We start from the raw sequence: 24,898 nt of genomic DNA on the forward strand, positions 1-24,898 counted from the left end.
GTCCAGATGCTGGCTGACCCGATGGTGCGCCTTGCGACGGAAGCCGACAGTGTGTCCGAAACGCAGATTTGCCAGCTGTATTCCGGTCTGCATCACCATCCAGCGGGCAAAACGATGCAATGCTTAGTTGCAGGTGCGAATATTCAGTGACAGACGCGTTCCTACCGGTCGCGAAGGGACTGGAGCAAAGGTTCCTGGCTCTCAAAAATCAGTTCTCGCACGCTGCAGAATATGGCATACAGCGGTGTGAACCAATGGTGCAAACCGGGCTCCGGAACCCCGGCTAACCACCTGCGCTTCGCCGTCGGCGCTCAACAGCACGGCATTGTTTCGGGTGGCCCGAATGCTGATCGATCTCGGCTCCTATGCACCCTACGGCGCACTTCTTCTGGTTGTGGCGGTTTTTACCCTCTTTGTCAGCGAACGCTTCGCAGCAGAAGTCGCAGCGCTTGGGGGTGTTGCGCTGGCGCTGCTTTTGGGTCTTGTCAGTGTGGATGATGTGCTTAAGGCGCTGAGCAACCCGGCCCCGGCCACAATCGGTGCGATGTTCGTGCTGAGCGCGGCGCTGGTGCGGACTGGTGTACTGGAGACTGTGGCTGAATGGCTCGGCCACGGCATGGCGCATCGTCCCTCTGCCACAATCGCGTTCTTTTTCTTGCTGGCGGCGATAGCTTCCGCCCTCATGAACAATACGCCGGTGATCATGATCCTGATCCCGGTCGTGTTCAGCCTCTCCCGGCGGTCCGGAATCAGCGCGTCGCGCCTTCTGATGCCGCTCAGCTTTGTTGTGATCATGGGAGGAACCTGCACGCTGATTGGCACTTCCACCAACCTGCTCGTAGACGGGGTCTCGCGGGATCTGGGCCTTGCACCGTTTTCACTGCTTGAAATCGCACCGCTTGGGATCGCACTGGCTCTCGTGGGCAGCTGTTATCTTTCCCTCGCTGCGCCTCTTCTGCTGCCCCAGCGCAGCGCGGCCGGCGAGCAGGCATTTGGGGTCCGGCGCTCCTGGCAGGTTGAGCTTTTCGTTCCGCCGGGATCGCCTCTTATTGGGCGGAAAGTGGCAGAGGTGCCTGATTTCCGGCGCAGCACCACGCAGATCGTCGATCTTATACGTGAAGACGTCTCGCTCAGGCGGCAGCTGCGCGATGAGGTCTTGAAGGCGGGCGACAGGGTAGTGGTGCATGCCTCGGATTCCGAGGTGATAGGATTTCGGTCCTCTGACGCAAAAGAGTTTGCCATTGCCGGTACGGAGCCCGCTGCGGCCCGGCCTCACAAGGTGGTAGAAGCGCTGGTGAAGGACCGCAAGGGCGGCTTCTCTGCTCTGGGCTGGCGACGCAGCCACGGCGTCTATCCGATTGCCGTCCACCGGCATGGCAGCGCCGTGGATTTGCAGGATGAAACCCTCCATCTGCGCCCGGGCGACACGGTGTTACTGGACGGTCCTGCCGAGGAGATCGCACGGCTTGCGCGCGATGAGGATCTTATCCTGCTTGCTCCGATGCAGGCGCGGGCCTACCGCCGCGGCAAGGCCCCAATCGCGCTGGCGGTGCTGGCGCTGGTTGTACTCGGCGCTGCGCTAGACTTGGCGCCGATCCTGCCGCTGGCCATTGTCGGGGCGGCAATCGTGCTGCTCACACGCTGCGTCGAGCCGGACGAAGGTGTCGGGGCAATCGACGGGCGGCTACTGCTCCTGATCGTCAGCATGCTGGTTCTTGGCGCGGCCATGGAACGCAGCGGCGCCATGACCTTGATCGTGGAAACGCTGTCTGGACCGCTGCGGCAGCTGAGTCCGATCTTTGCGCTGGCGTTGATTTACGCAGTGACCTCGGTGCTGACGGAACTCGTTACGAACAACGCGGTCGCCGTTATCATGACGCCCATCGCGGTGGGTGTTGCAGCCGCAATGGGCTTCGATCCACGCGCATTTGTCGTTGTGGTCATGTTCGGTGCAAGCGCGAGTTTCGCCACGCCGGTCGGCTACCAGACGAACACGATGGTCTACAACGCCGGGGGTTACCGCTTCTCAGATTTTCTGCGTTTGGGCCTGCCAATGAACATCCTGGCTGGCGTTGTGACCGTGCTGCTAGCACCGCTCATCTGGCCTTTGCAGCCATAGCATGTGAAGGACTCGAATAGGGCGTCATTACCTCATCCAAAGCGCCCCGCCGCCTAGCCATATCGGCCATATTGACGTGTCAGCTCGATCATGTCGGCGGCTGGGCGATCTTCGTCAGCACGCCCCAGAGGCATTCGCCGCTGTGTGGACCGGTGTTGGACCAGCACGCGGCACACGCGGCGGTCCAAAACCTTCATCTGGCTGTGGACATGGCGCAGCTCGTCAGGCTGCTCGATAGCGGCAGGGATAGCAGCAGTATTTCGGCGGCGCAGCAGATTTCCCAAGCACGGACATCCAAAGCCACGCTTCGGGGTTGATTTCAAACCATCCGTTCGCCGCATCGTGGTCTAAGAGTCGAGACGCGGGACACCTTTGCTATTGAAGTGCTCGGCCAGAACTGTTCAGCTCTTCAACCTCGCTCATACCGAAACCAAACGAAGTTGTAAGAGAGGCAAGCTACAAGGTTTCTTTCGTTCGAGTTGGCGTTAAGGCGCAGACCTGCCCCGCCGCAAATACAGCCGACAGGAAGAACACAGCCTCCGCTCCGATGGTGGCATAGACTACCCCGCCTAAGAGCGGCAACACAAATGCCGGGGCAGTCAACGCATTGAAGTACCCGGAGTAGGCTGGCCGGCAGTGTTCCGGGGAAATCTCCATCAGCAGCCCGGGTACAGCGATGGTTAATCCGTTTGCGAGGGCGCCGAGCAGCAGGAATACAGCCAAAAGAGCAATCAGAATTTGCGTATGCGGCATCTCCAAGAATAGCAGGGCCAGTAGTATCAAGGGTGGTGCAAGCCGCAGGATAGAGACCAGGCGCATGAGGGGAAGCTTGCCGCGCGTATCGCCCCGCCAGCCCCAGAGCAGGTTGGAAGCCAGAGCACCTGACGTTTGGGCGCCGAGAAGAAGCGCAATGTTTTCAAGATCAAGCCCCATATCCGCGGCGGCGGCCACATAGAACGGGGCCGCGATCAGCACCGCGTTACCGCTGCATTGCGCGAAGACGAACAGGCGGAAGCGGGGATCTTTCCGGAAGGCCGTGCGCCGCTCGCGGAAATTGGCCGCGAAACTCTCTGCGCCTTCCGAGATGCCCGGGCGCTCCGGCTCCCGTATTGAGACAAAGAGGACTGAAGATACCAGCATCAATGACGCCGCGATCCCGAACACAGCTGCATAGGAGACGGGGAACTCCGTGGACCTGACGAAATGACCGGCCAAGGCCGCCACTGCCAAAGCAACGAGACCGCCCCCGAAAAACCGCAGCGCCAGCAAGCACGACCGGCGGTTAGAGGGAACCGAACGGGCAACGATATCATTGCAGGGGACGCCAACGATCCCGCTTACAAAGGCGTATAGCATCCAGAGCGCCAGTGCCGCGGCGCCGAGAGATACCGGCCGCCAATCTGCGGCCGAGCCATGCCAAAGCACTGCGGCCAGCAAGGCGATAGCTGCGGTCCGGCCGAGTGCTCCGGCGGCGCAGTATGGCATTGAAGCGCCGCTTCGCCCCGCGAGATATGGCGGCGCGAGGGGCTGAAGGTTCCATTGAAACAGCCCAGGAAGGGGCGGCTCTGGCTCAACGGCGGATCATGCGCCCGGCTGCGCCCCGAATGTCGCAACCACGTCTGGTCCTGCGGCTTCGTGCATCATCGACCTGATGATGGCGGGGCGTTCAGGACATTGAACATTCTGGAGGAACACAGCCGGGAGTGCCTGGCCATCCGTGTGAAGCGGAAGCTGAACCGGGCCGGGGTCAGCGGCGCGCTGACCGACCTGTTCCTTTTACGCGGCGTGCCTGCCTGCATCCGGTCGGACAACGGCCCGGAGCCTATCGCTGAGGCTGTCAGAGATTGGAGCAAAGCTGCGGGGGAAAGACCGCCTGCATCGAGCCAGGATCGCCGTGGGAGAACGGATTTTGCGAGCGTTTCAACGGGCGGATGCGCCCCTCTCGGCAGCATGCTTTGCATGCGCCTGACGGGCAATGGACGAACTGCTGAACGGGGAGGTCTTCTAGCCTCTGCGGGAAGCCCAGATCATCATCGAAAGCTGGAGACAGCACTGCAACACCAAACGACCGCACAGTGCCCTGGTCTGCCGCCCGCCTACGCCCGTGGCCATCCTCCCGATGGACCAACGGCCAACCATGCACTAACTTTCAAACCGGACCGCACAAGTGGGGCTGCGCATGACAAGACTGCTGAAAGCTTCCTGGGTTTCATCGACATCACATCAATCCGACTTTGGCTACACCATTTGTCAACATGACCTAGTCAGTTACTCCGCGATCATAAGTTCTAAGTCGGCGAAATTCGGAACGGTGATGTTCCTCCGGTATACGCCTGGCGAAACACCAGTCAACCGCTTGAACAAGCGCCGAAAAAAAGTTGGATCTTCATAACCAACTTTCCATGCGACATCCTCGATAGGCAGGTTTGTTTGTTCCAACAAGCGCTTGCCGCGATCCACCCGCAATTGCTGAACATACTGGATCGGTGTCTGGCCTGTAGCTTTCTGAAAGCGCCGGAGGAAGCTTCGCTGAGGCATTCCGGCCTGTTTGTACATCTCGACAACCGGATTTTGGTAGGAGAAATTCCTATCAAGCCATTTCTGAACGTGCAATATTGCACTGTCGCCATGATCAGTTGACGGAGTAAAGATGTAAAATGGAGTTTGTTTTTCAAAATTCCAGGGTATAGCATAAAAGTTGCAAACTGCACGTGCGGCTGGATAACCGACGAAGCGGGAAATGAGATAGATCAGCAGATCTTGCCAAGAGGACGACCCACCACCCATCACAAATCTCAGGTTTCCGCCGCTCGTTACCAGCAGACGTTCCATATTAATATTAATATCCGGGAAAACACAACGAAAGTGCTCTTCATGCGCCCAATGCAATGTGGCCTCGTGCCCATCCAGCAGTCCAGTTTCTGCCAGTAAGAACACTCCGGAGCAGATTGAGCAAAGCAAAGCTCCATTTTCATGCATTTCCTTTAGCCACTGTGTGATTTCAGGGTCCTGTCCTCTGATCCATTGATTGGTATCAAGCTGAATGGAGGGTAGAATTACCAAATCTGTTTCGGTAATCTCGTTAATCGCACAATGCGACGCTATCTCCAGATTACTGGCGGTTCGAAGCGTCCCGCTACGTGGAGATACGATCTCGACTTTAAAGGGTGGGTCTAGGGGCACATTCGGGTCGAACCGCCGCAATTTCGAGACCGTTGAAAGAACATCGTATACTCCTAAAATAGAGGAGGCGTAGGTTTTTTCAGTCGCTAGAATACTCGTTCTCAGTGGGGGTAGGCGCGATCTCTGTTTTTTTCCGGTGGTCATATATGAGCTGCCATTCAGCCAGAAACGACCATTCGTTTTTTCTTTCGTCGGCATTTTGAGCCCCTCTCGTTGCTACAGGCGTTTGATGCGGCCGTCGCCGGCTTACCGCCCAGCATCCCTCAGCAGCACTGCAACGAGGCGGTAGACATAGCTGCCGTATTTCCTGGCCAGTCCAATCAGGTCCGCCACGAGCCTGTTTTCTTCTTTTCGGCCTCGTGGCTGATACCTTTATGTTGATCGATGCTGCCCCGGCACCCGGCAGCACCGGCGTTCCGAAACTTTCACTCGCTGCGTCTCAGCTCGATGCAGGCGCGACGACGGGCGGGGTGCAGAAGTTTCCCCGCGCAGCTTCCTTCTGGATGAGTTTTCCAAAGATCCGTTCAGAGGCCGCTTTCCCAAGCCGCTTGAGTTCCTTTAGTTGGTCTGCCTCCAGCCCGCAGTACTGCTTTCGCCAGCGGCGAAAAGTCTTTTTGGTAATGCGATCCTTGCGGATCGCATCAACACTTGCCCTGCGAACACATCAAGCTGCCGAAGCTTCTGCATTATTTCCTCTGGCTTGTTTCAATTGTTCGCCATTCTCCGTCTTCCGTTTCTTAGACATGACGGTGGACCAATCCAGATGGGACATTTCAATTTTGGTATTCTACTGCACTCGCAGTGAAAGCCCTGGGCGGTGTGGGCGGGGAGACACTTTAGACCAGAACGGTAGGCGTTCCGAAAAGGCAGCTAGGCGTCGAAACGGAGATTTCCTGCTCTTCCTGGTTCATTTCCTCAGCGATTTCAGAAAAAAGCTGAGTTGAAAGATAACGTTCACCAGTGTCCGGAAGCATGGCTAGAATCCGGCTCCCGTTCGGCGCATTCTGTGCAACTTCAAGCGCGGCGGCAAACGTCGCACCGCCCGAGATGCCGCAGAAAATGCCTTCCATATTGGCCAAGTTTTGTGCGCATTTCAGAGCTGCATCACCCGCAACAGGCCTGATTTCGTCGATATGACCTGCCGCAACCACGTCCGCCGCCATCTGCGGGATGAAGTCGGGCGTCCAGCCTTGCATTGGATGCGGGCTGAAGGCAGGGTGGCTTGCGGCGGGGCTGCCATCGAAATTATGGATCTGTGGAACACCGGAGCCAAGGAGCGGTGAGATTTCAGGCTCTGCCGCGATAATCTTAGTTGAAGGGCTTTTTGCCTTCAATACGCGGGATACGCCCTTCATTGTGCCGCCGGTTCCATAACCAGATACCCAGTAATCGAGCGACTTTTCTCCAAAGTCTCGCAGGATTTCCTCCGCCGTGGTGCGGGAGTGAATGTCGGGTCCGGCTTCGTTTTCAAATTGGCTGCACAAAAACCAGCGATGTTTGCGGGCTAGCTCTTCTGCCTTGGCGATCATTCCCGAACCCTTCTCCGAGGCTGGCGTCAAGATCACTCGCGCTCCGAAAAACCGCATGAGTTTGCGCCGTTCGACACTGAAGCTTTCCGACATGACAACAACCAGCGGATAGCCCTTGGCGGCACAAACCATCGCCAGACCGATACCAGTATTTCCGCTGGTAGCCTCGACTACGGTCTGGCCTGGTTTGAGCGAGCCATCACGCTCTGCCGCTTCGATGATAGCGAGAGCAAGCCGGTCCTTGACAGACCCCATCGGGTTGAATGCTTCGAGCTTGGCGAAAAGCTCTACGCCTTCCGGTGCAATACGGTTGAGGCGAATGATTGGGGTATTTCCAATCAAGTTGAGAATGTTTTCGAAAGTTCCAGTCATGTCTAGCTTCTTTGGTTGTGAGAAAGTTACGCCATGGAAAACCCATTGTGGCGGCAAGGCGCTCAAGTGGCGGAGCTTCTAAAGGTGCCTTTTCCTTGTCTTCGGTACACTTCGCATAAAGTTGCTACCGGAAGCGCTACACGATTCGTGCTACCGTTTCAGTAGCGCCTGCGTACGCTACTTAATTGGTAGCGGCAAGCTCTTCTCGGGGGAGCTACGTTACGTAATTTATTCGGTGCCATTGCCATTTGTGGATTAACCATCCGGCATAGGCTGCGGGGCATTGCTACGTTAACTTCCTGTGGGTCGGCAAAGGCGCGGAGGCTGCCGGATCAGGCAGTATAGGCCTCTGCTTTCCAAGCGTTGAGTGCCTGCAGCCGATGGTCGTGGCTAGTCAGGTCCGCGCCCAGGAAGGCCGCCCGGGCCGCCCAGCGGTCTTTTCCGACGCGGCGCTGCCACACCGCCATCATCGACCGGAAGGCCACCCCGATCATCCCAATCCGCAAGACCGGGCGCGCGTGGAAAGAGGATTGCACGGCTGCGCGGGTCCGCAATGAGACACTGCGTGCCACCCGACACTACGGCCGGGCGTTCTGGAAGCACAGGACCGGATACAACGCCTGAAGCCGCATCGGGCCAAGACGCGCTGCCTCAAGGCTTTCGGCGAGCGCATCGCCGCAAGAGACCCCGAGCGCCAGACCGCAGAAATCCACATTTGCATCGCTCCTATGAATCGCTTCAACGCGCTCGGCACCGCCGAAATCGTCCGCGTGGCATGATGTCAGTGGGGAAAGGGGAAGTCATACCTCACGTGTGAGTTCTGCCACAATGCCCATCCACATAGAAGTATAGGGCTGCGACGATGCTGACATTTGTCATTCCCAAGAGCGCTGACGCTCCAAAGGACCATGAGTAATTGCCAAAAATATCGAAAAGATAGCCACCCATGGAGGCACCAATGCCCATGCCGAACCATCCGAAGGCCGATACTAAGCCGACGGCTAACCCGGCCATCTTCCGCGGAACCGCCTCCGAAGTGCTAATTAGTAATCCGGTCATAACTCCGGAAAAGGAAAAGCCGAATAACAGTGAAATCAGGAAGAGCGTAGGCAGATCTTCAGTCTGGGTGAACCAGAAAACAAACCCGGATTGCAAGAAGGAAGCCATAAGATAGGCGGGAAGCCCTCCAATCCGATCCGCTACAAATCCAAAAAATATACGGCCTACGGTCCCGCTAGCCATTAGCACGACCAAGAGCTCAGCAGCTTGGCCGGGACTGAGGCAAATAGATATTCCAAGTGGCACCAAATGAATTAACGGTACGGCCATACATACGCAACAGAAGACCCCGGCCATCGACAACCAAGCCAGACTGACCCGGTGCGGCACAGCCCAGCCCTCTGGCGGGGCTTCGGCCGCGGGGTTCTCCTCTACCAACGGCGTAGTGTTCGGCTCTTTCAGTAAAATAAGCGGTAGCAACAGAGCTACGGCATACATGATACCCATCTGAAAGGAGGCCTCGCGCCACCCCTGCTGGTCGATCCAGAGTTGCACCAGATAGGGCACCCCGCCCTGCCCAATGGTTCCGCCTGCTGTGACGATTCCAATAGCCAGACCACGACCACGGTTGAACCAGCGTCCCGTTAAAGCCAAGATTGGCGCGAATAGACAGGCGAACCCGCAGAAACCGATGAAAAAGTACAATACATAGATGACCAGAAGATTATTTTGGTAGGACAGTAGTATGAAAGACACTGAGAGGCTGGTGGCCCCAAAAAAGGCAACCGGTTTACTCCCGAGGCGGTCTGAAACCATTCCCCAGAGAATACCACCAATTGCTGCGCCGACTGCCAAGATGCTATAGGCGGAGGAAACGGCGGTTCGGCTCCATTCAAACTCCTGCTCCAGCGGATTGATGAACACTGTAACAGTGATATTTGCACCGAATCCAAACAGAAGACAAAGCGTCGCGATTCCAACGATAATCCATTTGTACACAGACTGGCCGCTTTCCTGGACGTCCGCGGTGGGGGAGGTGGGGTGCTGAATCGCCATTTTTGACTTCCTTTCGGACTGCTGAGCCGGTCCTATAGATTTTTCTGAATCGAGCGCACACTGAGAGCACTGAGAAGGTGAATACGTATTCAGCACTGTGAATTCAGGATTTGAGTCGTGGACCCGATCGTCTCCTTCTGGTCGTCATGGCAGCAATACTGCCATGACGACCTTTTCGAGACTTAGATGCAGGTTACTTCTTTGGGTGCATCTCCAACGGCATGTTTTTGTTGGGTTGCCGCGCTGGATACGTGACTGAACACCCGCCTGGATATGATTTTCTAGGAACCGTAACCGGACTATCCGCGCAGTTTATTTATTTCGGGGCCATTCCATGTCACTGGTTCCGAAGTGACCTTGTCCTGCAAAGTCCGTTCCAGGCACTTGGCAACGTTGACCAAAGCAACATCACCGTTTCGTCTGCCAGTTAACATCAGGCCCACCGGCATGCCTTCGTCTGTGAAGCCGCATGGCAGCGAAATGGACGGCTGGCCCGTCAAGTTAAAAATGCTGCAGTTCCGCCATGACAACAGGCCGTAGTCGTCTGGTATGTCTTGCGCCCTGGGTGTTTTGGCGGTTGACGTAGGAGCGATCAGCCCATCAAACCCTTCCAGTGCCCGGTGGATACGGTTTGAAAACACATGGCGAAAATGCTGAGCATCAATGTAGTCTTCTACGCCGACGCTGCTGCGGGCCGTTGCTTTTCGATAAACATCCTCGCTCATCTTTTCCGCGTTTTTCTCAGCGATGTCCCTCAAAACCTGTCCTGCCTCCGCGAAGATAGTTTTGGCTGCCTCGAAGGCCTTTTGCACTTCAGGCAGTTCAACTGTAATCATCTCGACGCCTGCTCCTGCCAGCCGTTCGATTGCGCGCTCGGCCACTTCGATCATCTCGGGCCGCCCCTCAAAAAACATTTCACGGCAGATCGCCAACCTTATGCTGCCAGGGTCGCCATGATTGCCCACATCAAACTCATCTTTTGGCGTGAGAGTGGATGAATAAGGGTCCTTTGGGTCCAGGCCCGACAACAAATCCAACATCGCCGTCGCGTCAGCTACATCACGACTTAGAACCCCTACATGATCCAAGCTACGGACTAGCGGAAAGACCCCATTGCGGCTGATAACACCAAAACCGGGCTTCAATCCGACAAGCCCGCAAGCATGGGCCGGCTGCCGTACCGAGCAACCGGTGTCCGTGCCAAGTGCAATAGGGGCCAAACCCGCTGCGACCGCACAGGCTGACCCTCCACTAGAGCCTCCGCAAATACGATCTTTCGCCCATGGGTTCTTGACCGTTCCGAAAGTAGGATTGATGCTTGTCGTACCGTAGGCAAACTCATGCATATTGGTCTTGCCGAGGATCACAGCTCCGGCATTTTTGAGCTTACGAACCACGGTAGAGTCGCGTGTTGCGATCTGGTTGGCTAGCAGGCTAGACCCCGCCGTTGTCTGAAGGCCGGCCACGTCAAAAACATCCTTAAGAGCGACGGGAATTCCGAGAAACGGCCCCTTTTCCCGCTTCCGGCGCCTGTCGGCCTCACCCGCCATCTCCAATGCGAGGTCGGAACAGACAGTGATATAGGCATTTAGCTCACTATTGAGCCTGTCAATTCGGGTCAAATAAGCTTTCGTCAATGCAACCGATGTCAACTCCCCGCTTTCCAGCATTCTCTGTAGCCGACCAACGGTTTCGAAGCATATTTCCATGGAAAAAAGCCCTTACTTGCCTTTTGCGGTTGTTCGCAAAACGGCGTTTGTATGTTTGCGCCTGCATAGGCGAATTTTTCTCACTGCCGCCAATGTCTAATTGGCGATAAACGAGTGGTTTTAGCCACGCGGTGATGATGCTGTGGCAGAACACGCCGCCGCGGCGGATGTCCGCCAGCTTGCGCGGATCGCCAGCGACGATGTCATCGCAGGCGTTCTGAACCGGAATGGCCTTGCCACCGGGAACGGCGACCGCTGGACGAGGGAGCGGATCACAGCGCTCCGGTCCTATCGCAAAATTCCGGTATTCAAGCCCGAACCCGGCGGCCTCGATCCCTGGCTCAACCTATCCAGGGCGACCAAGCTGCTCGGCGTAGCCCCAAAAAAGTTGCGGTTGGCAGCGGAAGCAGGTGAAATCGAGGCGGACCAACCGCTTGCCGGCGGGCCAAGGGTATTCGAGCGCGCGGAACTGTCAAAAACGGCGGCACAACAACTCAGGAAAAGAGCGCGGCAAAACCTCAAACACCCCGCGGTATCGCACCCGGATCAGCAAAACCTATTTTCTTCAACAACATAGAAAGATGGGCGTAATGAAGCAAAGTTGTTGTCTCTACGCCAAGCCTCTAACTTTCCGGCTGCATCTTCAAGGCTCATGAACCGGTGGGCGTTCAGATGTTCCGCCCGCACCTTGCTGTTGAAGGCTTCGATGAGCCCGTTGTCCTTAGGTTTTCCAGGCCGTGAGAAATCGAGAGTGAGGTTGTTGCCGGAGGCCCAAAGATCCAGATCGCGGGAAATGAATTCGCTGCCATTGTCGACACTGATCGTTTTCGGCTAGCCGATCCGACCGCAGACCCGTTCGAGCGTTTTCACTACTTCTTCTCCCGGATCGGACAACTTGGGATCGGCGGCCGGGCACAGCCGCGACTGTGTATCGACGATGGTCAGGATGCGGAGCCTTTTGCCCAAGGCAAGCTGGTCATGAACAAAGTCCAACGCACGGGCATCGTTCGGTCCGACGGTTTGGGGAAATGGGTGGGGCACCAGAGGAAGTCCTCTATGACCGAATGAAAGCCGCTGTGATTGGCCAGGATAGCGCTGGCGTCGTCACGTATCCGAGTAGCCCCAGTTAACGTTAAATCACCATGCGATTTTACCGTTATTTCTTCTGTGTTGGCTAAAATGACCCCTTTTGTAACATTTAGGCTTTGGCAACAGGGCGGTGGCCTTTGATAAGGCCCTTGGAAGCAAAGAGGGCCTATTTTCATTGAGGTCCGCGTGAAGCTGGAAGAGGTGCCATTTTATGGAGTCCTAAATTGTTTCGGGTGCTCGGCGTCTGAAGATTCACGAGAAGAAAGGAAGTGTCTTCGGCTGAATTCAATGAGGCTAATTTAATCCGAGTTAGTACAGTCAGGGAAGTGTTCTGAAAAGTGAAATAGATATTGACACAGTATGAAGCACGTGAATGACAGGTAATTAAATAGAGTAGCAACAGCATGAATGGCTTCACTGCCACCGCAATGGTCTGGCAGCCGCACACTTCACGCGTTCTGCAGCGTTTTCTTTGACAGCTAGCGAGTTTTAAATGTTGAACCCACGATACTTGAGGCTTGGCATCTGTCACCAAATAGAAAGAAAAGAAGCTTTTTGGGAATCGCTAACGACGCACCCGAACAAACGCCGCTAAGCACAAAATTGGCGAAAACCACCGAGGATCTGAAATGAAAGATAACAGTCTAAGTCAGGCGATTGTCTGTGTTGAATACAATGAAGCCGGCCATGAAACGCGGGCTTTCTATGATAAGGCAAGAGAGCGACTTGACGTTCTATTAAATGCTCTAAAGGTTTTTGGGCACCACCCTGAGTATGGGCATGTATTTACAGATACCCTACTTACAATCCTAAAAGATGGTGTATTGCCGTGGAAAATTAAAGAGTTGCTCATTCTGAAAACCACCTTCGAAAACGACTGCACCTACTGCCTTGTCCAGCACGAGCGCTTGGCCGGCAAGCTTGGCATTTCAGCAAGCAAGATCGCCGACCTGCAGGGAATGAAGTACGAAACGTCCGAGCATTTCACTGATGCGGAGCGGGCACTCTTGGATTTTTGCCGCCAGTTGGCCCAAGACTCAAGCGCGGTAAGTGTCGATACTTGGGCTCGTATAAGGCAGCACTGGTCCGACCCGGAAATTGTCGATGCCGCTTATGTAACTACTTTTTACGTCGGGGTCTCTAAATTCATAAGCACTCTCGGTATAGAATTGGAGCCAGAATTTTCAGGGTTGCGACCTCGGCTCCACAATGGTTGATAGGTGTTTGATCCCACGGTTTGATGGTGCGATCCATTCACGAGAATGGAAGGAGGCACTAGCAGGTTGCTGATTTAGGCAGGCCAGCGGAACGCCATTCTCCCCGATGGGATGAGTTCCCTCATCGATCTTCCGGATCGGGTGGCTGGAAGCAGGCCTATGGCCGCTTCATCCAGCCTCATACAGCCGGCAACCGGAGCAGCCGGGCGGGATTTCCTGCGGCGAATGTCAGGATGCAGCGGGACCGCACCTGCTCAACTCCGCGATAGACGGTCTGGGACATGCCGCCAACGGTCTTGCCCCCGCCGAAGGCTTCTTTGACCCGTTTGCGGTGCTTCTGGGACAGGGCATAGCCTTCGTGACGGGTCGTGCGCCCGTCGATTGCTGAGTGCCGCGCCTTTCTGGCGACGTGCGGGGTGACGCGGGCCTGGCGAAGATCCGCGACGAATTCGGACGTATCGTATCCGACGTCGGCACCCAAGGTCAGCTGCCGGGTCGATCCAGGGGAGTGGCGGTGCAGCATGTCCAGCGCGGCCTTGCGCTCGGCGCGGCCGTCAGCGCGGGTCAGGTCGCCTTGCACAACCAGCCCGTGCCGGTTTTCCATCAGCGCATGCCCCATGAAGCGCAGCACCGCACCTGTGCTGGGGGCTTCTTATAGAGCTGTGCGTCCGGGTTGGTGACCGGAGCATGTGTCGTATTCGAACGCGTCTCGCCCTTGAAATTGACCTCGGGATTTCGGCTGCGGCGGTTGGAGCTGGGCATAGGACCGGTTTCGAACCGGATGCCCATCGAGCAGAAGGAAAGCATGCGCTGGCTTGATAACCTGCGCCTGTTCACCGAGCTGGCAGGCGCGCCCGAACGTTGTGTGCATGCCGGTGAACGGGAAGCGACATCTATGAGCTCTACTGCCTGGCCGAAGAACTCGGGACAAATTTCCTCGTTCGGAGTTGTGTCGACCACTTGGCGGAGGATAGCGGCACGACTAATCGCCATCTATGGTCTTCCGATTTCCTAATCATAGGCGCGGACCACTTCTTTGGGGGAGGTTCACTGCGGACAAAAAGCTTGACGCTACGATAATAGTAGCGCAAAGTAACGTTGCCAAAAGGGCAGCGATAGTCACATCGTTAAACGACTGGAAACTTAATGTCAGAAGGATCGGAAGGAAAAAGGAGATACACTTTATACAGTCCCGTAATTTACGTGAATTGAATGCCTCAGTAGCTTTCACCTGATACTCCTCCCCATGATGAGTGCAGCTAGGCATGAACAGAGCAATAGGCAACAGTTCTCATGTTAACTGCGGGTATCAGCACTGCCGCATAGATAATGGGTTTATCTCCTCCTTGGCAGTCTGCAAGTTCGATCCAGTGGCGTCCTAATCACCATGAGCGAGGCATGCGGAAAGAATTAGGCTTTTCAATAGCTTGCGCAGCTAGCTAGTTTTCAGGCCACGGCCATCACCGCACTGGCGGCTCTGGTTTGTATTCTGATTGCGATTGCGGCGGGAGGAGATAACAAGACTCTAAACCTAATGTTGGTTGGTCTCACGATGTTTGTTGCTCTCAGTATGCTATCGCTACCAATGCCAGAAATGAAAGATGTTATTGGGGATCTTGAGCTGACATCAGACGATGTTGGCTTTCCAACATTTATTAAAGCAGAGAAACATTCAGAAACGCGTGTGTTTTTTGACTGCTGTCGCACAAACGAAAGAGAAGATTTTATGTTGCTGGACCTCCGAAAAGTTGATCAGTTGATTGATCTTTGGTTGAACGAAGACGTGAACTACTATGACCTGACCGCGAGAATAATGGTTGACGATGATGCTATCGCCAAATTCAGAATGAACGCACGTGAGCCGATCATCCTGTCAGGGTTGAAGGTTTCGGAAATGATCTTTAAGAAACTGGATCCGGAATGTAATTTTTTGACAGACAAGAAGGATGGTGACCGTGTCGAAGAGGGTGAGACCATTGCCTTCATCTCCGGCAACGCACAATCTCTTTTGACTGCTGAACGTGTAGCTTTGAATTTAATACAGCGTATGTGCGGTATTGCAGGACTGACCGCGCAATACGTTGAGGAGGTGGCTGGTACGGGTGTCACTCTACTTGATTCACGCAAAACCACTCCGGGATTACGCATACTTGAAAAGTATGCAGTGGCCTGCGGAGGCGGCCGGAGCCACCGCTTGGGTCTCGACAACGGTATCATGCTGAAAGACAACCACATAGCTGTGGCTGGCAGCATTGCAGCAGCGGTCAGGCGTGCCAAGGCTGGGGCTCCCATACTGACGAAGATCGAGATTGAATGTGACCGGCTGGACCAGGTAAAAGAGGCCCTGGAAAGTGGCGCGGATGTCATCATGCTGGACAATATGAGTAATGAGGACATGGTCAAGGCAGTAGCGCTCGTCGGAAAGCGCGTTCCTCTTGAATGCTCTGGCAGCGTCCGCTTGGATACCATTCGCGGCAAGGCCGAAACCGGTGTCGACTATATTTCGGTTGGCCGCATTACTCAGTCTGCGACTTGCGTTGATATCGGGATAGACAGCGAATGACCAAAAGTAACGGCAAGAGTATTAAGCCAGGTCATGACTGGTGCTCTGAGCCGGCTTTGTTGCACAAATCGACTGAGGGATTCATCCTGCGAAACCAGCATGATAGCTGGGGGTTATGAGCCGTTGGGCCCCTGCAGAATACAAGACCACGAACTGGTCGTCCTGCAATGACGCGCCAAGGCGACGCGGATCTCTTGCGATCTGGTTCGATCCGGAGATGATCTGGACGCCGTGAGAACGGCGGTGAGAAAGTCGACCACGGTAGCGGCGGGATGATCCTGCTGCGGCCGGCGTAAAAGTCGTCCACCTTTGCCCTTCTTTTAACGGAGGGAGGGCGGGAGGATCTTCACCGTGGATTTATACCGCAAGGTTCGTCTGGCGTGCGCAGGGGGCATGAGCCAGCGTGAAGCGGCGCGGCATTTCGGGATATCTCGTGACAGCGTTCGGAAGATTTTGGCGTTTTCGGTTCCGCCTGGCTATCGGCGCTCAGCGCCGATCCGGCGGCCCAAACTGGATGGGTTCACCGGAATCATCGATCAATGGCTTTCAGAAGACCGGGAGAGACCACGCAAGCAGCGGCATACGGCCAAGCGGATATTCGAGCGGCTTCGCGACGAGCATGGCTTCGAGGGCGGCTATACCATCATCAAGGGCTATGTGAGGGAGCACGGTCGGCGGCATCGCGAAGTGTTCGTTCCTCTGACGCACGCGCCAGGCCATGCTCAAGCCGATTTCGGCGAGGCAGTGGTAGTGATCGGCGGTGTTGAACAGAAGGCCCATTTCTTTGCCCTGGATCTGCCGCACAGCGATGCTTGCTACATCCGGGCCTATCCGGCGGCGACAGCGACAGCGGCAGCCTGGATGGCCACGTCCATGCCTTTGGATTTTTCGGGGCCGTTCCGCAGTCGATCCTGTACGGCAACGACCGGTGCCTTGTGGCGAAGATCGAGCCTGACGGAACCCGCAGGCGCGCGCGGCTGTTCAGTGAGATGCTGTCCCACTACGTGATCCGGGACCGCTACGGGCGTCCTGGCAAGGGCAACGACAAGGGTTCCGTTGAAGGTCTGGCCGGCTATTCCCGGCGCAACTTCATGGTTCCGATCCCGAACTTTCCGGCTTGGGATGCCTTCAACGATTGGCTCGAAGAGCAATGCCGGAAACGCCAGAATGACAAGCTACGCGGGCACAGCGAGACGATTGGTGAACGGCTCCAACAGGATCTGGAGGCGATGGCGCCGTTGTCAGCCACACCTTTTGCAGCCTGTGACCAGACGTCCGGGCGGGTCAGCCCGCTCGCACTGGTGCGCTACAAAACCAACGATTATTCCGTGCCGGATGCCTTCGGGCACCGGGATGTCTGGATCCGCGCCTATGTCGACCAGGTGGTCATCGGCTGTGGCGGCGAGATCATCGCGCGACATGCCCGCAGCTACGGCCGCGAAGACATGATCTTCGATCCGATTCATTACCTGCCTTTGCTGGAAAGGAAGATTGCCGCCTTCGAGCAGGCAGCACCGCTGGCCGGATGGGAGCTTCCCAAGGCGTTTGGCACTCTCCAGAAGCTGATGGAGGCACGCATGCTGAAGGCCGGACGGCGCGAATACGTTCAGGTCCTACGGCTACTCGAAAGCTTCGAGATGGAGGAGGTTCATGCTGCCGTGAAAGCGGCTCCCCAAATGGGTGCGATCAGCTTCGATGCCGTGAAGCATCTGGAACTGTGCAGGATCGAACGACGGCCACCGAGGCTCGATCTGGATGTCTACCCGTTCCTGCCACGGACTACGGTGCAGACGACATCTCCGGCCAGCTATATGTGCCTGACAACCGGTGCCCGGACATGACGGAAGCCCCGCAGATCCTGCTGAACCACCAACTCAAGAAGCTGAAGCTGCCGACCATCCTGCGGGAATACGACAAGCAAGCCCGGCTCTGTGCTGCCGAGGCTCGTGACCATGTCCAGTTTCTGGCCCGCCTGATCGAATTGGAACTCTTCGATCGGGAACGGCGTATGATCGAACGGCGGATCAAGGCCGCAAAATTCCCGGCGACCAAGAGCCTGGACAGCTTCGGCTTCACCGCAATCCCCAGCCTCAGCAAGATGCAGGTCTTGGAACTGGCGCGCTGTGAATGGGTCGACCGCTGCGAAAACGTCATCGCTCTCGGCCCCAGCGGCACCGGCAAGACCCATGTGGCGCTCGGCCTCGGCCTGGCCGCTTGCCAGAAAGGGATGGCGGTCCGCTTCACCACCGCCGCCGCCATCGTCCACGAGTTAATGGAGGCCCGCGGCGAGCGCCAACTCCTGCGGCTTCAGAAGCAACTGGTGAAGCAGAAGCTTCTCATCATCGGCGAACTGGGCTTCGTGCCTCTCAGCAAGACCGGCGCCGAACTGCTGTTCGAACTGATCTCCCAGAGATACGAGCGCGGTTCCATCCTGATCACCTCGAACCTGCCGTTCGAAGAATGGACAGAAACTTTCGGATCAGAGCGCCTGACAGGTGCCTTGCTCGACCGCTTGACCCACCATGTCAGTATCTTGGAGATGAACGGCGACAGCTATCGGCTGGCACAGAGCAAGGCTCGCCAAAACTCCTGAACCAAGCCTGGATTTGGTCCTAACGGACCAAGGCGCCTTGGCAACCGACAGCCATGTGGGGAGCGCGTTTGCCAAGGCGCCGGTCACGCCCAGACTGGCCGACTTTTGCTCCGCCCCGTGGCCGGATTTTGCGCCGCCGTTGACAGGGCCAGTGTCGCGAAAGTTTTAGGTCATAGCAACATTCTACTTGAACGCTCCCCATTTCCAAAGATCGCTTCCTGCGCGTCGCGGTCCCCTTGGGGCCGACCCCAGCATCAGCCAAGGCTGCCAGTCCCTCTGCATAGCGGCTATGGGGTCTGCAGGGATTCTTTGTGCCTGAAACAGGTCGAAGCTGCGCCAAGCACATATGGCAGCAACGTATAGAGCAGCCCTTGAGTACGGCTCCGCCTCCTAGAGTTGCTGAGCAATGAGGCTGACTGCGAGACCAACCGTGCTTACCGCCGATCAGGAGCAGTCCGTCACAAGAGAGGGCGCGGATGCTGACAAGGCATGGGTGTTACTGAGCCTCATTGGCAGGTGATCTGCCGAAACTTTGGCGTAAACCCTAAGCTTTGCTTAAAGTTCCCGACTGTGAATTGATCAGGTTTCTAACCCAAAAGGCACACACTGGGTCGGCCTGCATCCTTAAAAACATGCGTCTGCCGGATCTTGTGGCAGATAGTATGGGCGCCCATTGGGCGGCCCATATCTTGATTACACCAAGCCTCCGCGGGATCCTTGCCCCGATTTACACAGTTTCAGTGGGTCCAGGGGCCGCGGCGGTTGGTGGCGAAATTGTCGCCGTAGCCGCCCGGGCGGATATTGAGCTTGCGCTCCTTGGGCTCGACCACCTGGGCTTTGATGTTTTTATCCTTGGCATATTCCAGTGCCGCTTCCTTGCTGTCAAAGCGCAAGCGGACCTGGGCCTGGGTGTCGCTGGAAGTGGTCCAGCCCATCAGCGGATCCACTTCCCGTGCGCTGGCCGGCGCAAATTCCAGAACCCATTTCCGCGTTTTGGCCATGCCCGAGGTCATGGCGTTGCGTGCCGGCCGGTAAATCCGCGCTTGCATGGGCTGTCTCCCGCTTGAGTTTTAAATCCTTCGCATTTATGCGCCGGATGCAGTTCAGCAGCAAGATGCCAATTGCGCAGCATTAAAGCGGCTTTGCAGCCCCGCGACAGGCGGTGCGCGCCAGCTTTCCCAAATGGGACTGACGGTCACAGAGGAACGCCATCAACCGCGCCGGATAGCCCTCCGGCGGTGCCGCCTGCACCGAAGGCCGTGTCATGACGGCAGCCCGCCAGGTGTCCAAACGGCCCATCTCCGGCATCAGCGCGAAGTTCCCGATCACATCGAAAGTGTCGAAGTAGCGGAAGATGGTGCCCCAGACCCCATCCAACATGTGGAAGGTATCGCCGGCAAAAAGCGTCCCTTCGACCTCAGGCGCGATCCGCTCCAGCCTGCCGCGCAGAACCTCGGCAGCACGAGTGAAGGCTGCTTCGTCGGGCGCGTTATAGAGCGTGCCGATCGCCGTCAGCGTATCCGATCCGAATGCGATCCAGGCCCGGTGCCGCGCGCGTTCCAGCGGGTCAGCGGGATGCAGTGAGTCGGGTGTGATCTCATCCAGATATTCCGCGATCACCTGGCTTTCGAACAAGGCCCGTCCGCCGGTCTCGAGTACGGGTACACGGCCCAGCGGCGACAGCGCCTGGAACCAGCCGGGCTTGTCTGCCAGATCGATATAAGTGCGGCGGTGGGCGATGGCTTTTTCGTCCAGCACAATTACCGCCCGCTGGACATAGGGGCACAGGTGATGGCTGATCAGATGCAAGTCGCTCATGGGGTCCTCCCTTAGATGCATATGCATGTAATTTAGATGGGGTGGGCGCTCTTGCATGTCAATGCATGTGCATTTACTTTGGTGAAATGAGTTCTCCTGATCCCTTCGACATTTGGCTGCCGCTGGCACGGGCGTATAAATCCATCCTGGACACGGTAGAGTCTGCTTTGAAGCAGGCAGGCTTGCCAAGTCTGGACTGGTACGACCTATTGCGGGAGCTGGACAGCGCCGCGGAGGCCGGCCTGCGCCCCTATGAGTTGCAGGAAAAACTGCTGCTGCCGCAATATGGCGTCTCGCGCCTGGTGGAACGCTTGGCCAAGGCCGGCCTTTTGGATCGCCGGACCTGTGACGGCGACGGCCGCGGCCAGATCCTGGTGATCACGCCGGAGGGCGCCGCAATGCGCACCCGGATCTGGGCGGTTTACTCCGATGCCATGCAGCAGGCCGTCGGCAGCCGTTTCAGCCCGGGTGAGGCACAGAGGCTGGCAGATCTGCTCGGCAGGCTCCTGCGGCCCGCCCGCAGCTGACAAAAACCGGCGGCAATCCGGCGAAAGCCTGTGCCACCCTCTTGCACAAGAACATAAACAGACCAAAATCAGCGCCAGCCGCCAACGGAGTCGCCTCATGCCCTATGCCCATTCCGATAAGACCATGCCGATGATGACTCAGCGGGCACCGCAGCAGCGGCCCAAGCTGGAAGGCGGCAAGCGGTTTGTGATGCATACCCCGTTTCAGCCCGCCGGCGACCAGCCCACTGCGATCAAGGAATTGTCCGAGGGCGTGCTTGACGGCGAGCGTAATCAGGTCCTTCTGGGCGCCACCGGCACCGGCAAGACCTTCACCATGGCAAAAGTGATCGAGGAGACCCAGCGCCCCGCCATCATCCTGGCCCCCAACAAAACGCTGGCGGCCCAGCTCTATGGCGAATTCAAGGGCTTTTTCCCGGAGAACTCGGTCGAATACTTCGTCTCTTTCTACGACTACTACCAGCCCGAGGCCTATGTGCCGCGCTCGGATACCTACATCGAGAAGGAAAGCCAGATCAACGAGCAGATCGACCGGATGCGCCACTCTGCCACCCGCGCTTTGCTCGAACGCGACGACGTCATTATTATCGCATCCGTCAGCTGTATTTACGGCATCGGCTCGGTTGAGACCTATTCAGCGATGACCCAGGACCTGAAAGCCAGTGAAATCTACGACCAGCGCCAGATCATGGCCGATCTGGTTGCCCAGCAGTACAAGCGCAACGACCAAGCGTTCCAGCGCGGCTCCTTCCGGGTGCGCGGCGACACGCTGGAAATCTTCCCAGCCCACCTGGAGGACCGCGCCTGGAAACTTTCCTTTTTCGGCGAGGAACTGGAGGCGATCACCGAGTTCGACCCGCTGACGGGCGAAAAGACCGGCAGTTTCGACCAGATCCGCGTCTATGCGAACTCTCACTATGTGACACCGAAACCGACGCTGAACCAGGCCGTCATCTCGATCAAGCAGGAGCTGAAGATGCGGCTCGAGCAGTTGGTCGGAGAGGGTAAGCTTTTGGAAGCCCAGCGGCTGGAGCAACGCTGCAACTTCGACATCGAGATGCTGGAGGCGACCGGCCATTGCAACGGGATCGAGAATTACTCCCGCTACCTGACGGGCCGCGCCCCGGGCGAGCCCCCCCCGACCCTGTTTGAATTCATCCCTGACAACGCCATTGTCTTTGCCGATGAATCCCACGTTTCCGTCCCGCAGATCGGCGGCATGTACAAGGGTGACCACCGGCGCAAATTCACCCTGGCCGAACATGGGTTCCGGCTGCCGTCCTGCATGGACAACCGCCCGCTGAAATTCGAGGAGTGGGATGCTATGCGCCCGCAGTCGGTCTTTGTCTCCGCCACGCCGTCAAAATGGGAGCTGGAGCAATCCAGCGGCGTCTTTGCCGAACAAGTGATCCGCCCCACCGGCCTGTTGGACCCGCAGGTCGAAATCCGCCCGGTTGATATGCAGGTGGACGATTTGCTGGACGAGGTGCGCCGCGTCACCGCCAACGGCTTCCGCACCCTTGTGACCACGCTGACCAAACGCATGGCCGAGGATCTGACCGAATACCTGCACGAACAGGGGATCAAGGTCCGCTATATGCACTCAGACATCGACACGCTGGAGCGTATCGAAATCCTGCGTGATCTGCGTCTTGGCGCTTTTGACGTGCTGATCGGCATCAACCTGCTGCGCGAGGGGCTGGATATTCCAGAATGCGGCCTTGTCGCCATTCTAGACGCCGACAAGGAGGGCTTCCTGCGCTCGGAAACTTCGCTGATCCAGACCATCGGCCGTGCCGCGCGCAACGCCGAGGGCCGCGTCATCATGTATGCCGACCGCATCACTGGCTCGATGGAGCGCGCGCTGGGTGAAACCAACCGCCGCCGCGAGAAACAGATCGCCTATAACACGGAACACGGCATCACACCGGCGACGGTCAAGAAGAACGTCGAGGACGTTCTGGCGGGACTTTATCAGGGCGACGTTGATATGAACCGCGTCACCGCTCAGATCGACAAGCCGATGCACGGAGCCAATCTGGAGGCGCATCTGAACGGATTGCGTGACCAGATGCGCAAGGCCGCCGAAAATCTCGAATTTGAGGAAGCCGCGCGTTTGCGTGACGAGGTCAAGCGGCTGGAGGCGGTGGATCTGGCCATATCGGACGACCCGCTGGCGCGGCAATCGGCGGTGGAGGCGGCCTCTGATGCTGCCGTCAAATCCCGGGGCCGCTCCACGGCGGGCAAGGCCGGGACCCGGGCCTACAGAGGCAAGTCGCAGAAGAAGTTTTCGTGAGGGTTCGGAACACAGCAAAGAGTTGTGCCCGGCCACGGCAGGGCGCACAGAAGTATCGGCTGCAGGCAGCACACTGGCAAAAACAGATTCAATGACACCGGCTAGCATGTGATCCGCCGGATTTGCGCGAATATGCGCGACTGGCGCCTTGATTTATGCCAATGGGCGTTGTTTCAGAACTCTGACTTCTGAGGATTCACATTAGGAATCCAAGTGCTTACACGGTTTGCATGAACAAACCACCCCCGTCACGCTATCGCGGTATTGCCTGCAGAGATTGCATCCAGTGGATACTGCAGAAGCAAGACGGTCTAAGCTCCGGCAAAGCGCGTTGGACGGGCGTCCAGTACTTTCGTACTCGAAGAGCCTTAAGCGCCGCCTGCCGGAGCTTAAACGGCCTGTCGGGTGGAGCTCCGATCAAAGCAATCGAAGCCCTCCCCGAAAACTTTCCATCTCAGTGGACTAAGTTGACATCTTGCGAGAGGCAAAATGCATGAGTAAGCCTAAACGCAAGTACGTCCAGCAGGAACATTTCGCGAAGATAACCAGGCGTTTGATGACAGAGCCTGCCTGGAAAGCTCTGTCAACAACTGCAATGGCGCTGTAACTTAGCGGCCACTCAACAACCAGCAACCTCCTCACGGGCTTTTGCGCTCTTACAGCGGCAGTGCTTTTAAGACCGTGCATTCCTCGCGCTGCCGGAACCGGAACAGCCAATGCTGTCTGACAGCCTGCGGTAGGGCTGGAACATGAATGGCTCGGAAAGTAGGTTTGCTGCCGTAGTAACTTTTCTCATACCCAAGGGGTAAGAATGGCACGAGTAAACCTATATGCAGCAACGGATTTCCTCCAAACGGGCGCGAGCTTTTACGGATCCGTAACCGCTGCAACCAGCAGTTTGATTCGAATTGAAGACAGTGCTGGAAACCGAAATGACTGGATGGGTGTTTTTTATTACGATTCACTTGGTTACCTGGCTGGCGGAACTGTTACAGGGTTCCGGTCCTACACCAACTATACCTTGACCGCTGATGTATCGGGCTTGTCTATCCCGGCACTTACAGCAGCCGCTGCGGTGACAGCTGGTGACTTTGGCACCCTCTACTCACTGGGCCTCTCGGGCAATGACTTCGTCGCAGGGTCATCCGAAAGCGACCGTTTGATCGGCTTCAACGGGGATGATGAGCTAAACGGCAATGGCGGAAATGACACAATTTCCGGAAACAGCGGAAACGACACTCTGCGCGGGCACAGCGGAAAAGATACGCTAAACGGGGACGTTGGGGACGACCTTCTGGAGGGGGGCGGGGCAGCCGACCGTTTGAATGGCGGCGCGGGAAGCGACAATCTGCAAGGAAATGGCGGCAACGACCGGCTGAAAGGCGGAACTGGTAAGGATGCCCTGGTTGGCGGAGCAGGAAAAGATGTTCTGGATGGGGCTGGTGGAAACGACCGTATGAGTGGCGGCAACGGCAACGACCGGCTGAATGGCGGGGCGGGCAAAGATAAACTGAACGGCGCTGGCGGAAACGACCGTATGACTGGCGGTGGCGGCGACGACACGTTCATAATGTCCCGTGGCCACGATACCGTGACTGACTTCGATGCGTTCAGCGCTGGGGAGCGGATTGATCTGCGGGGCGTGAGTTCGATCACGGACTTCGAAGACTTGATGAACAACCACGTTTCCAGAATTAATGGCGATGTGATCATTGATGATCTTAACGGCAACACCTTAACGCTGGACAGCACAACACTGAAAAGCTTGGGGGGTGATGATTTCATCTTTTAACCGCCTTGAGCTGCTAGGCTTCCGGCTTTCACTGAT

General features: G+C 56.9%; 15 protein-coding genes and 8 pseudogenes. 13 read left to right on the forward strand and 10 right to left on the reverse strand.

The window, feature by feature from the left end; genetic code table 11:
- Positions 1-343 precede the first annotated feature (343 nt).
- Positions 344-2,119, forward strand: a complete 1,776-nt coding sequence (locus METH_RS16205) for an SLC13 family permease (protein WP_024091566.1) — start codon at positions 344-346, stop codon at positions 2,117-2,119.
- 56 nt (positions 2,120-2,175) lie between these two features.
- On the opposite strand, the pseudogene METH_RS24035 reads toward METH_RS16205, so the two are convergent.
- Together METH_RS24035 and METH_RS16215 are read right to left on the reverse strand one after the other, a co-directional pair.
- Positions 2,176-2,310: pseudogene (locus tag METH_RS24035) on the reverse strand (IS3 family transposase); the annotation flags it as partial.
- 265 nt (positions 2,311-2,575) lie between these two features.
- Positions 2,576-3,604, reverse strand: a complete 1,029-nt coding sequence (locus tag METH_RS16215; protein ID WP_024091568.1) for an MFS transporter — start codon at positions 3,602-3,604, stop codon at positions 2,576-2,578.
- A gap of 24 nt (positions 3,605-3,628) precedes the next feature.
- Between METH_RS16215 and METH_RS23275 the strand changes: the two are divergent.
- Together METH_RS23275 and METH_RS24360 are read left to right on the forward strand one after the other, a co-directional pair.
- Positions 3,629-4,265 (forward strand): annotated as a pseudogene (locus METH_RS23275) (integrase core domain-containing protein); the annotation flags it as partial.
- 32 nt (positions 4,266-4,297) lie between these two features.
- Positions 4,298-4,378: pseudogene (locus tag METH_RS24360) on the forward strand (IS5/IS1182 family transposase); the annotation flags it as partial.
- A gap of 9 nt (positions 4,379-4,387) precedes the next feature.
- Here METH_RS24360 and METH_RS16220 read toward each other — a convergent pair.
- Together METH_RS16220 and cysK are read right to left on the reverse strand one after the other, a co-directional pair.
- Positions 4,388-5,500, reverse strand: coding sequence for a GlxA family transcriptional regulator (locus METH_RS16220; protein WP_084013813.1), 1,113 nt, complete (start codon positions 5,498-5,500; stop codon positions 4,388-4,390).
- 638 nt (positions 5,501-6,138) lie between these two features.
- Positions 6,139-7,203 carry a cysteine synthase A gene (gene cysK, locus METH_RS16225; protein WP_024091570.1) on the reverse strand — a complete coding sequence of 355 codons (1,065 nt, stop codon included), beginning with the start codon at positions 7,201-7,203 and terminating at the stop codon, positions 6,139-6,141.
- A gap of 441 nt (positions 7,204-7,644) precedes the next feature.
- On the opposite strand from cysK, the pseudogene METH_RS23285 reads away from it, so the two are divergent.
- Positions 7,645-7,982 (forward strand): annotated as a pseudogene (locus tag METH_RS23285) (IS5/IS1182 family transposase); the annotation flags it as partial.
- 28 nt (positions 7,983-8,010) lie between these two features.
- Here METH_RS23285 and METH_RS16230 read toward each other — a convergent pair.
- On the reverse strand, positions 8,011-9,258 hold the full coding sequence (locus METH_RS16230; protein ID WP_024091572.1) for an MFS transporter: 1,248 nt from the start codon (positions 9,256-9,258) through the stop codon (positions 8,011-8,013).
- A gap of 299 nt (positions 9,259-9,557) precedes the next feature.
- Complete coding sequence (locus METH_RS16235; RefSeq protein WP_024091573.1) at positions 9,558-10,967, reverse strand: Asp-tRNA(Asn)/Glu-tRNA(Gln) amidotransferase GatCAB subunit A; 1,410 nt, start codon at positions 10,965-10,967, stop codon at positions 9,558-9,560.
- A 142-nt stretch (positions 10,968-11,109) separates the two neighbouring features.
- Between METH_RS16235 and METH_RS24510 the strand changes: the two genes are divergently transcribed.
- Positions 11,110-11,544, forward strand: coding sequence for a MerR family transcriptional regulator (locus METH_RS24510; protein WP_024091574.1), 435 nt, complete (start codon positions 11,110-11,112; stop codon positions 11,542-11,544).
- Positions 11,545-11,567: 23 nt separating this feature from the next.
- Here METH_RS24510 and METH_RS24890 read toward each other — a convergent pair.
- Positions 11,568-11,984 (reverse strand): annotated as a pseudogene (locus tag METH_RS24890) (DDE-type integrase/transposase/recombinase); the annotation flags it as partial.
- Between the two features lie 701 nt (positions 11,985-12,685).
- On the opposite strand from METH_RS24890, the gene METH_RS16250 reads away from it, so the two are divergent.
- A complete protein-coding gene (locus METH_RS16250; RefSeq protein ID WP_024091575.1) occupies positions 12,686-13,273 on the forward strand; it encodes a carboxymuconolactone decarboxylase family protein in 588 nt (195 codons plus the stop codon).
- Between the two features lie 178 nt (positions 13,274-13,451).
- Here METH_RS16250 and METH_RS16255 read toward each other — a convergent pair.
- Positions 13,452-14,047, reverse strand: a pseudogene (locus METH_RS16255) (transposase); the annotation flags it as partial.
- Between the two features lie 820 nt (positions 14,048-14,867).
- Here METH_RS16255 and nadC point away from each other — a divergent pair.
- From nadC to istB, 4 genes and pseudogenes are all read left to right on the forward strand, one after another.
- Positions 14,868-15,836, forward strand: a complete 969-nt coding sequence (gene nadC / locus METH_RS16260; protein ID WP_245602908.1) for a carboxylating nicotinate-nucleotide diphosphorylase — start codon at positions 14,868-14,870, stop codon at positions 15,834-15,836.
- 115 nt (positions 15,837-15,951) lie between these two features.
- Positions 15,952-16,062, forward strand: a pseudogene (locus METH_RS24050) (IS5/IS1182 family transposase); the annotation flags it as partial.
- Between the two features lie 125 nt (positions 16,063-16,187).
- Positions 16,188-17,677: pseudogene (gene istA / locus METH_RS16265) on the forward strand (IS21 family transposase).
- Positions 17,674-18,429 (forward strand): IS21-like element helper ATPase IstB, encoded by a 756-nt coding sequence (gene istB / locus METH_RS16270; RefSeq protein ID WP_024091577.1) that lies wholly within the window; start codon positions 17,674-17,676, stop codon positions 18,427-18,429. The pseudogene istA and the gene istB overlap by 4 nt, the downstream one beginning before the upstream one ends.
- Positions 18,430-19,166: 737 nt before the next feature.
- Here istB and METH_RS16275 read toward each other — a convergent pair.
- Together METH_RS16275 and METH_RS16280 are read right to left on the reverse strand one after the other, a co-directional pair.
- Positions 19,167-19,478, reverse strand: a complete 312-nt coding sequence (locus METH_RS16275; protein WP_024091578.1) for an ETC complex I subunit — start codon at positions 19,476-19,478, stop codon at positions 19,167-19,169.
- A gap of 82 nt (positions 19,479-19,560) precedes the next feature.
- On the reverse strand, positions 19,561-20,247 hold the full coding sequence (locus tag METH_RS16280; RefSeq protein ID WP_024091579.1) for a glutathione S-transferase family protein: 687 nt from the start codon (positions 20,245-20,247) through the stop codon (positions 19,561-19,563).
- 86 nt (positions 20,248-20,333) lie between these two features.
- On the opposite strand from METH_RS16280, the gene METH_RS16285 reads away from it, so the two are divergent.
- The 3 genes from METH_RS16285 (at position 20,334) to METH_RS22755 (ending at position 24,862) form a co-directional block, all read left to right on the forward strand.
- Complete coding sequence (locus METH_RS16285) at positions 20,334-20,774, forward strand: MarR family winged helix-turn-helix transcriptional regulator (protein WP_024091580.1); 441 nt, start codon at positions 20,334-20,336, stop codon at positions 20,772-20,774.
- Positions 20,775-20,871: 97 nt separating this feature from the next.
- Positions 20,872-23,070, forward strand: a complete 2,199-nt coding sequence (gene uvrB / locus METH_RS16290) for an excinuclease ABC subunit UvrB (RefSeq protein WP_024091581.1) — start codon at positions 20,872-20,874, stop codon at positions 23,068-23,070.
- 811 nt (positions 23,071-23,881) lie between these two features.
- Complete coding sequence (locus METH_RS22755; protein WP_084013815.1) at positions 23,882-24,862, forward strand: calcium-binding protein; 981 nt, start codon at positions 23,882-23,884, stop codon at positions 24,860-24,862.
- The last annotated feature ends 36 nt before the right edge of the window (positions 24,863-24,898 follow it).

Origin of the sequence: Leisingera methylohalidivorans DSM 14336 (genome assembly GCF_000511355.1) — a bacterium.
GTDB lineage: Bacteria > Pseudomonadota > Alphaproteobacteria > Rhodobacterales > Rhodobacteraceae > Leisingera > Leisingera methylohalidivorans.

Bases quoted from the DNA above. Each gene is read 5' to 3' on its own strand.
- METH_RS16205 (WP_024091566.1), top strand. From the start codon at position 344: ATGCTGATCGATCTCGGCTCCTATGCACCCTACGGCGCACTTCTTCTG.
- METH_RS16215 (WP_024091568.1), bottom strand. From the start codon at position 3,604: ATGCCATACTGCGCCGCCGGAGCACTCGGCCGGACCGCAGCTATCGCC.
- METH_RS16220 (WP_084013813.1), bottom strand. From the start codon at position 5,500: ATGCCGACGAAAGAAAAAACGAATGGTCGTTTCTGGCTGAATGGCAGC.
- cysK (WP_024091570.1), bottom strand. From the start codon at position 7,203: ATGACTGGAACTTTCGAAAACATTCTCAACTTGATTGGAAATACCCCA.
- METH_RS16230 (WP_024091572.1), bottom strand. From the start codon at position 9,258: ATGGCGATTCAGCACCCCACCTCCCCCACCGCGGACGTCCAGGAAAGC.
- METH_RS16235 (WP_024091573.1), bottom strand. From the start codon at position 10,967: ATGGAAATATGCTTCGAAACCGTTGGTCGGCTACAGAGAATGCTGGAA.
- METH_RS16250 (WP_024091575.1), top strand. From the start codon at position 12,686: ATGAAAGATAACAGTCTAAGTCAGGCGATTGTCTGTGTTGAATACAAT.
- nadC (WP_245602908.1), top strand. From the start codon at position 14,868: ATGAAAGATGTTATTGGGGATCTTGAGCTGACATCAGACGATGTTGGC.
- istB (WP_024091577.1), top strand. From the start codon at position 17,674: ATGACGGAAGCCCCGCAGATCCTGCTGAACCACCAACTCAAGAAGCTG.
- METH_RS16275 (WP_024091578.1), bottom strand. From the start codon at position 19,478: ATGCAAGCGCGGATTTACCGGCCGGCACGCAACGCCATGACCTCGGGC.
- METH_RS16280 (WP_024091579.1), bottom strand. From the start codon at position 20,247: ATGAGCGACTTGCATCTGATCAGCCATCACCTGTGCCCCTATGTCCAG.
- METH_RS16285 (WP_024091580.1), top strand. From the start codon at position 20,334: ATGAGTTCTCCTGATCCCTTCGACATTTGGCTGCCGCTGGCACGGGCG.
- uvrB (WP_024091581.1), top strand. From the start codon at position 20,872: ATGCCCTATGCCCATTCCGATAAGACCATGCCGATGATGACTCAGCGG.
- METH_RS22755 (WP_084013815.1), top strand. From the start codon at position 23,882: ATGGCACGAGTAAACCTATATGCAGCAACGGATTTCCTCCAAACGGGC.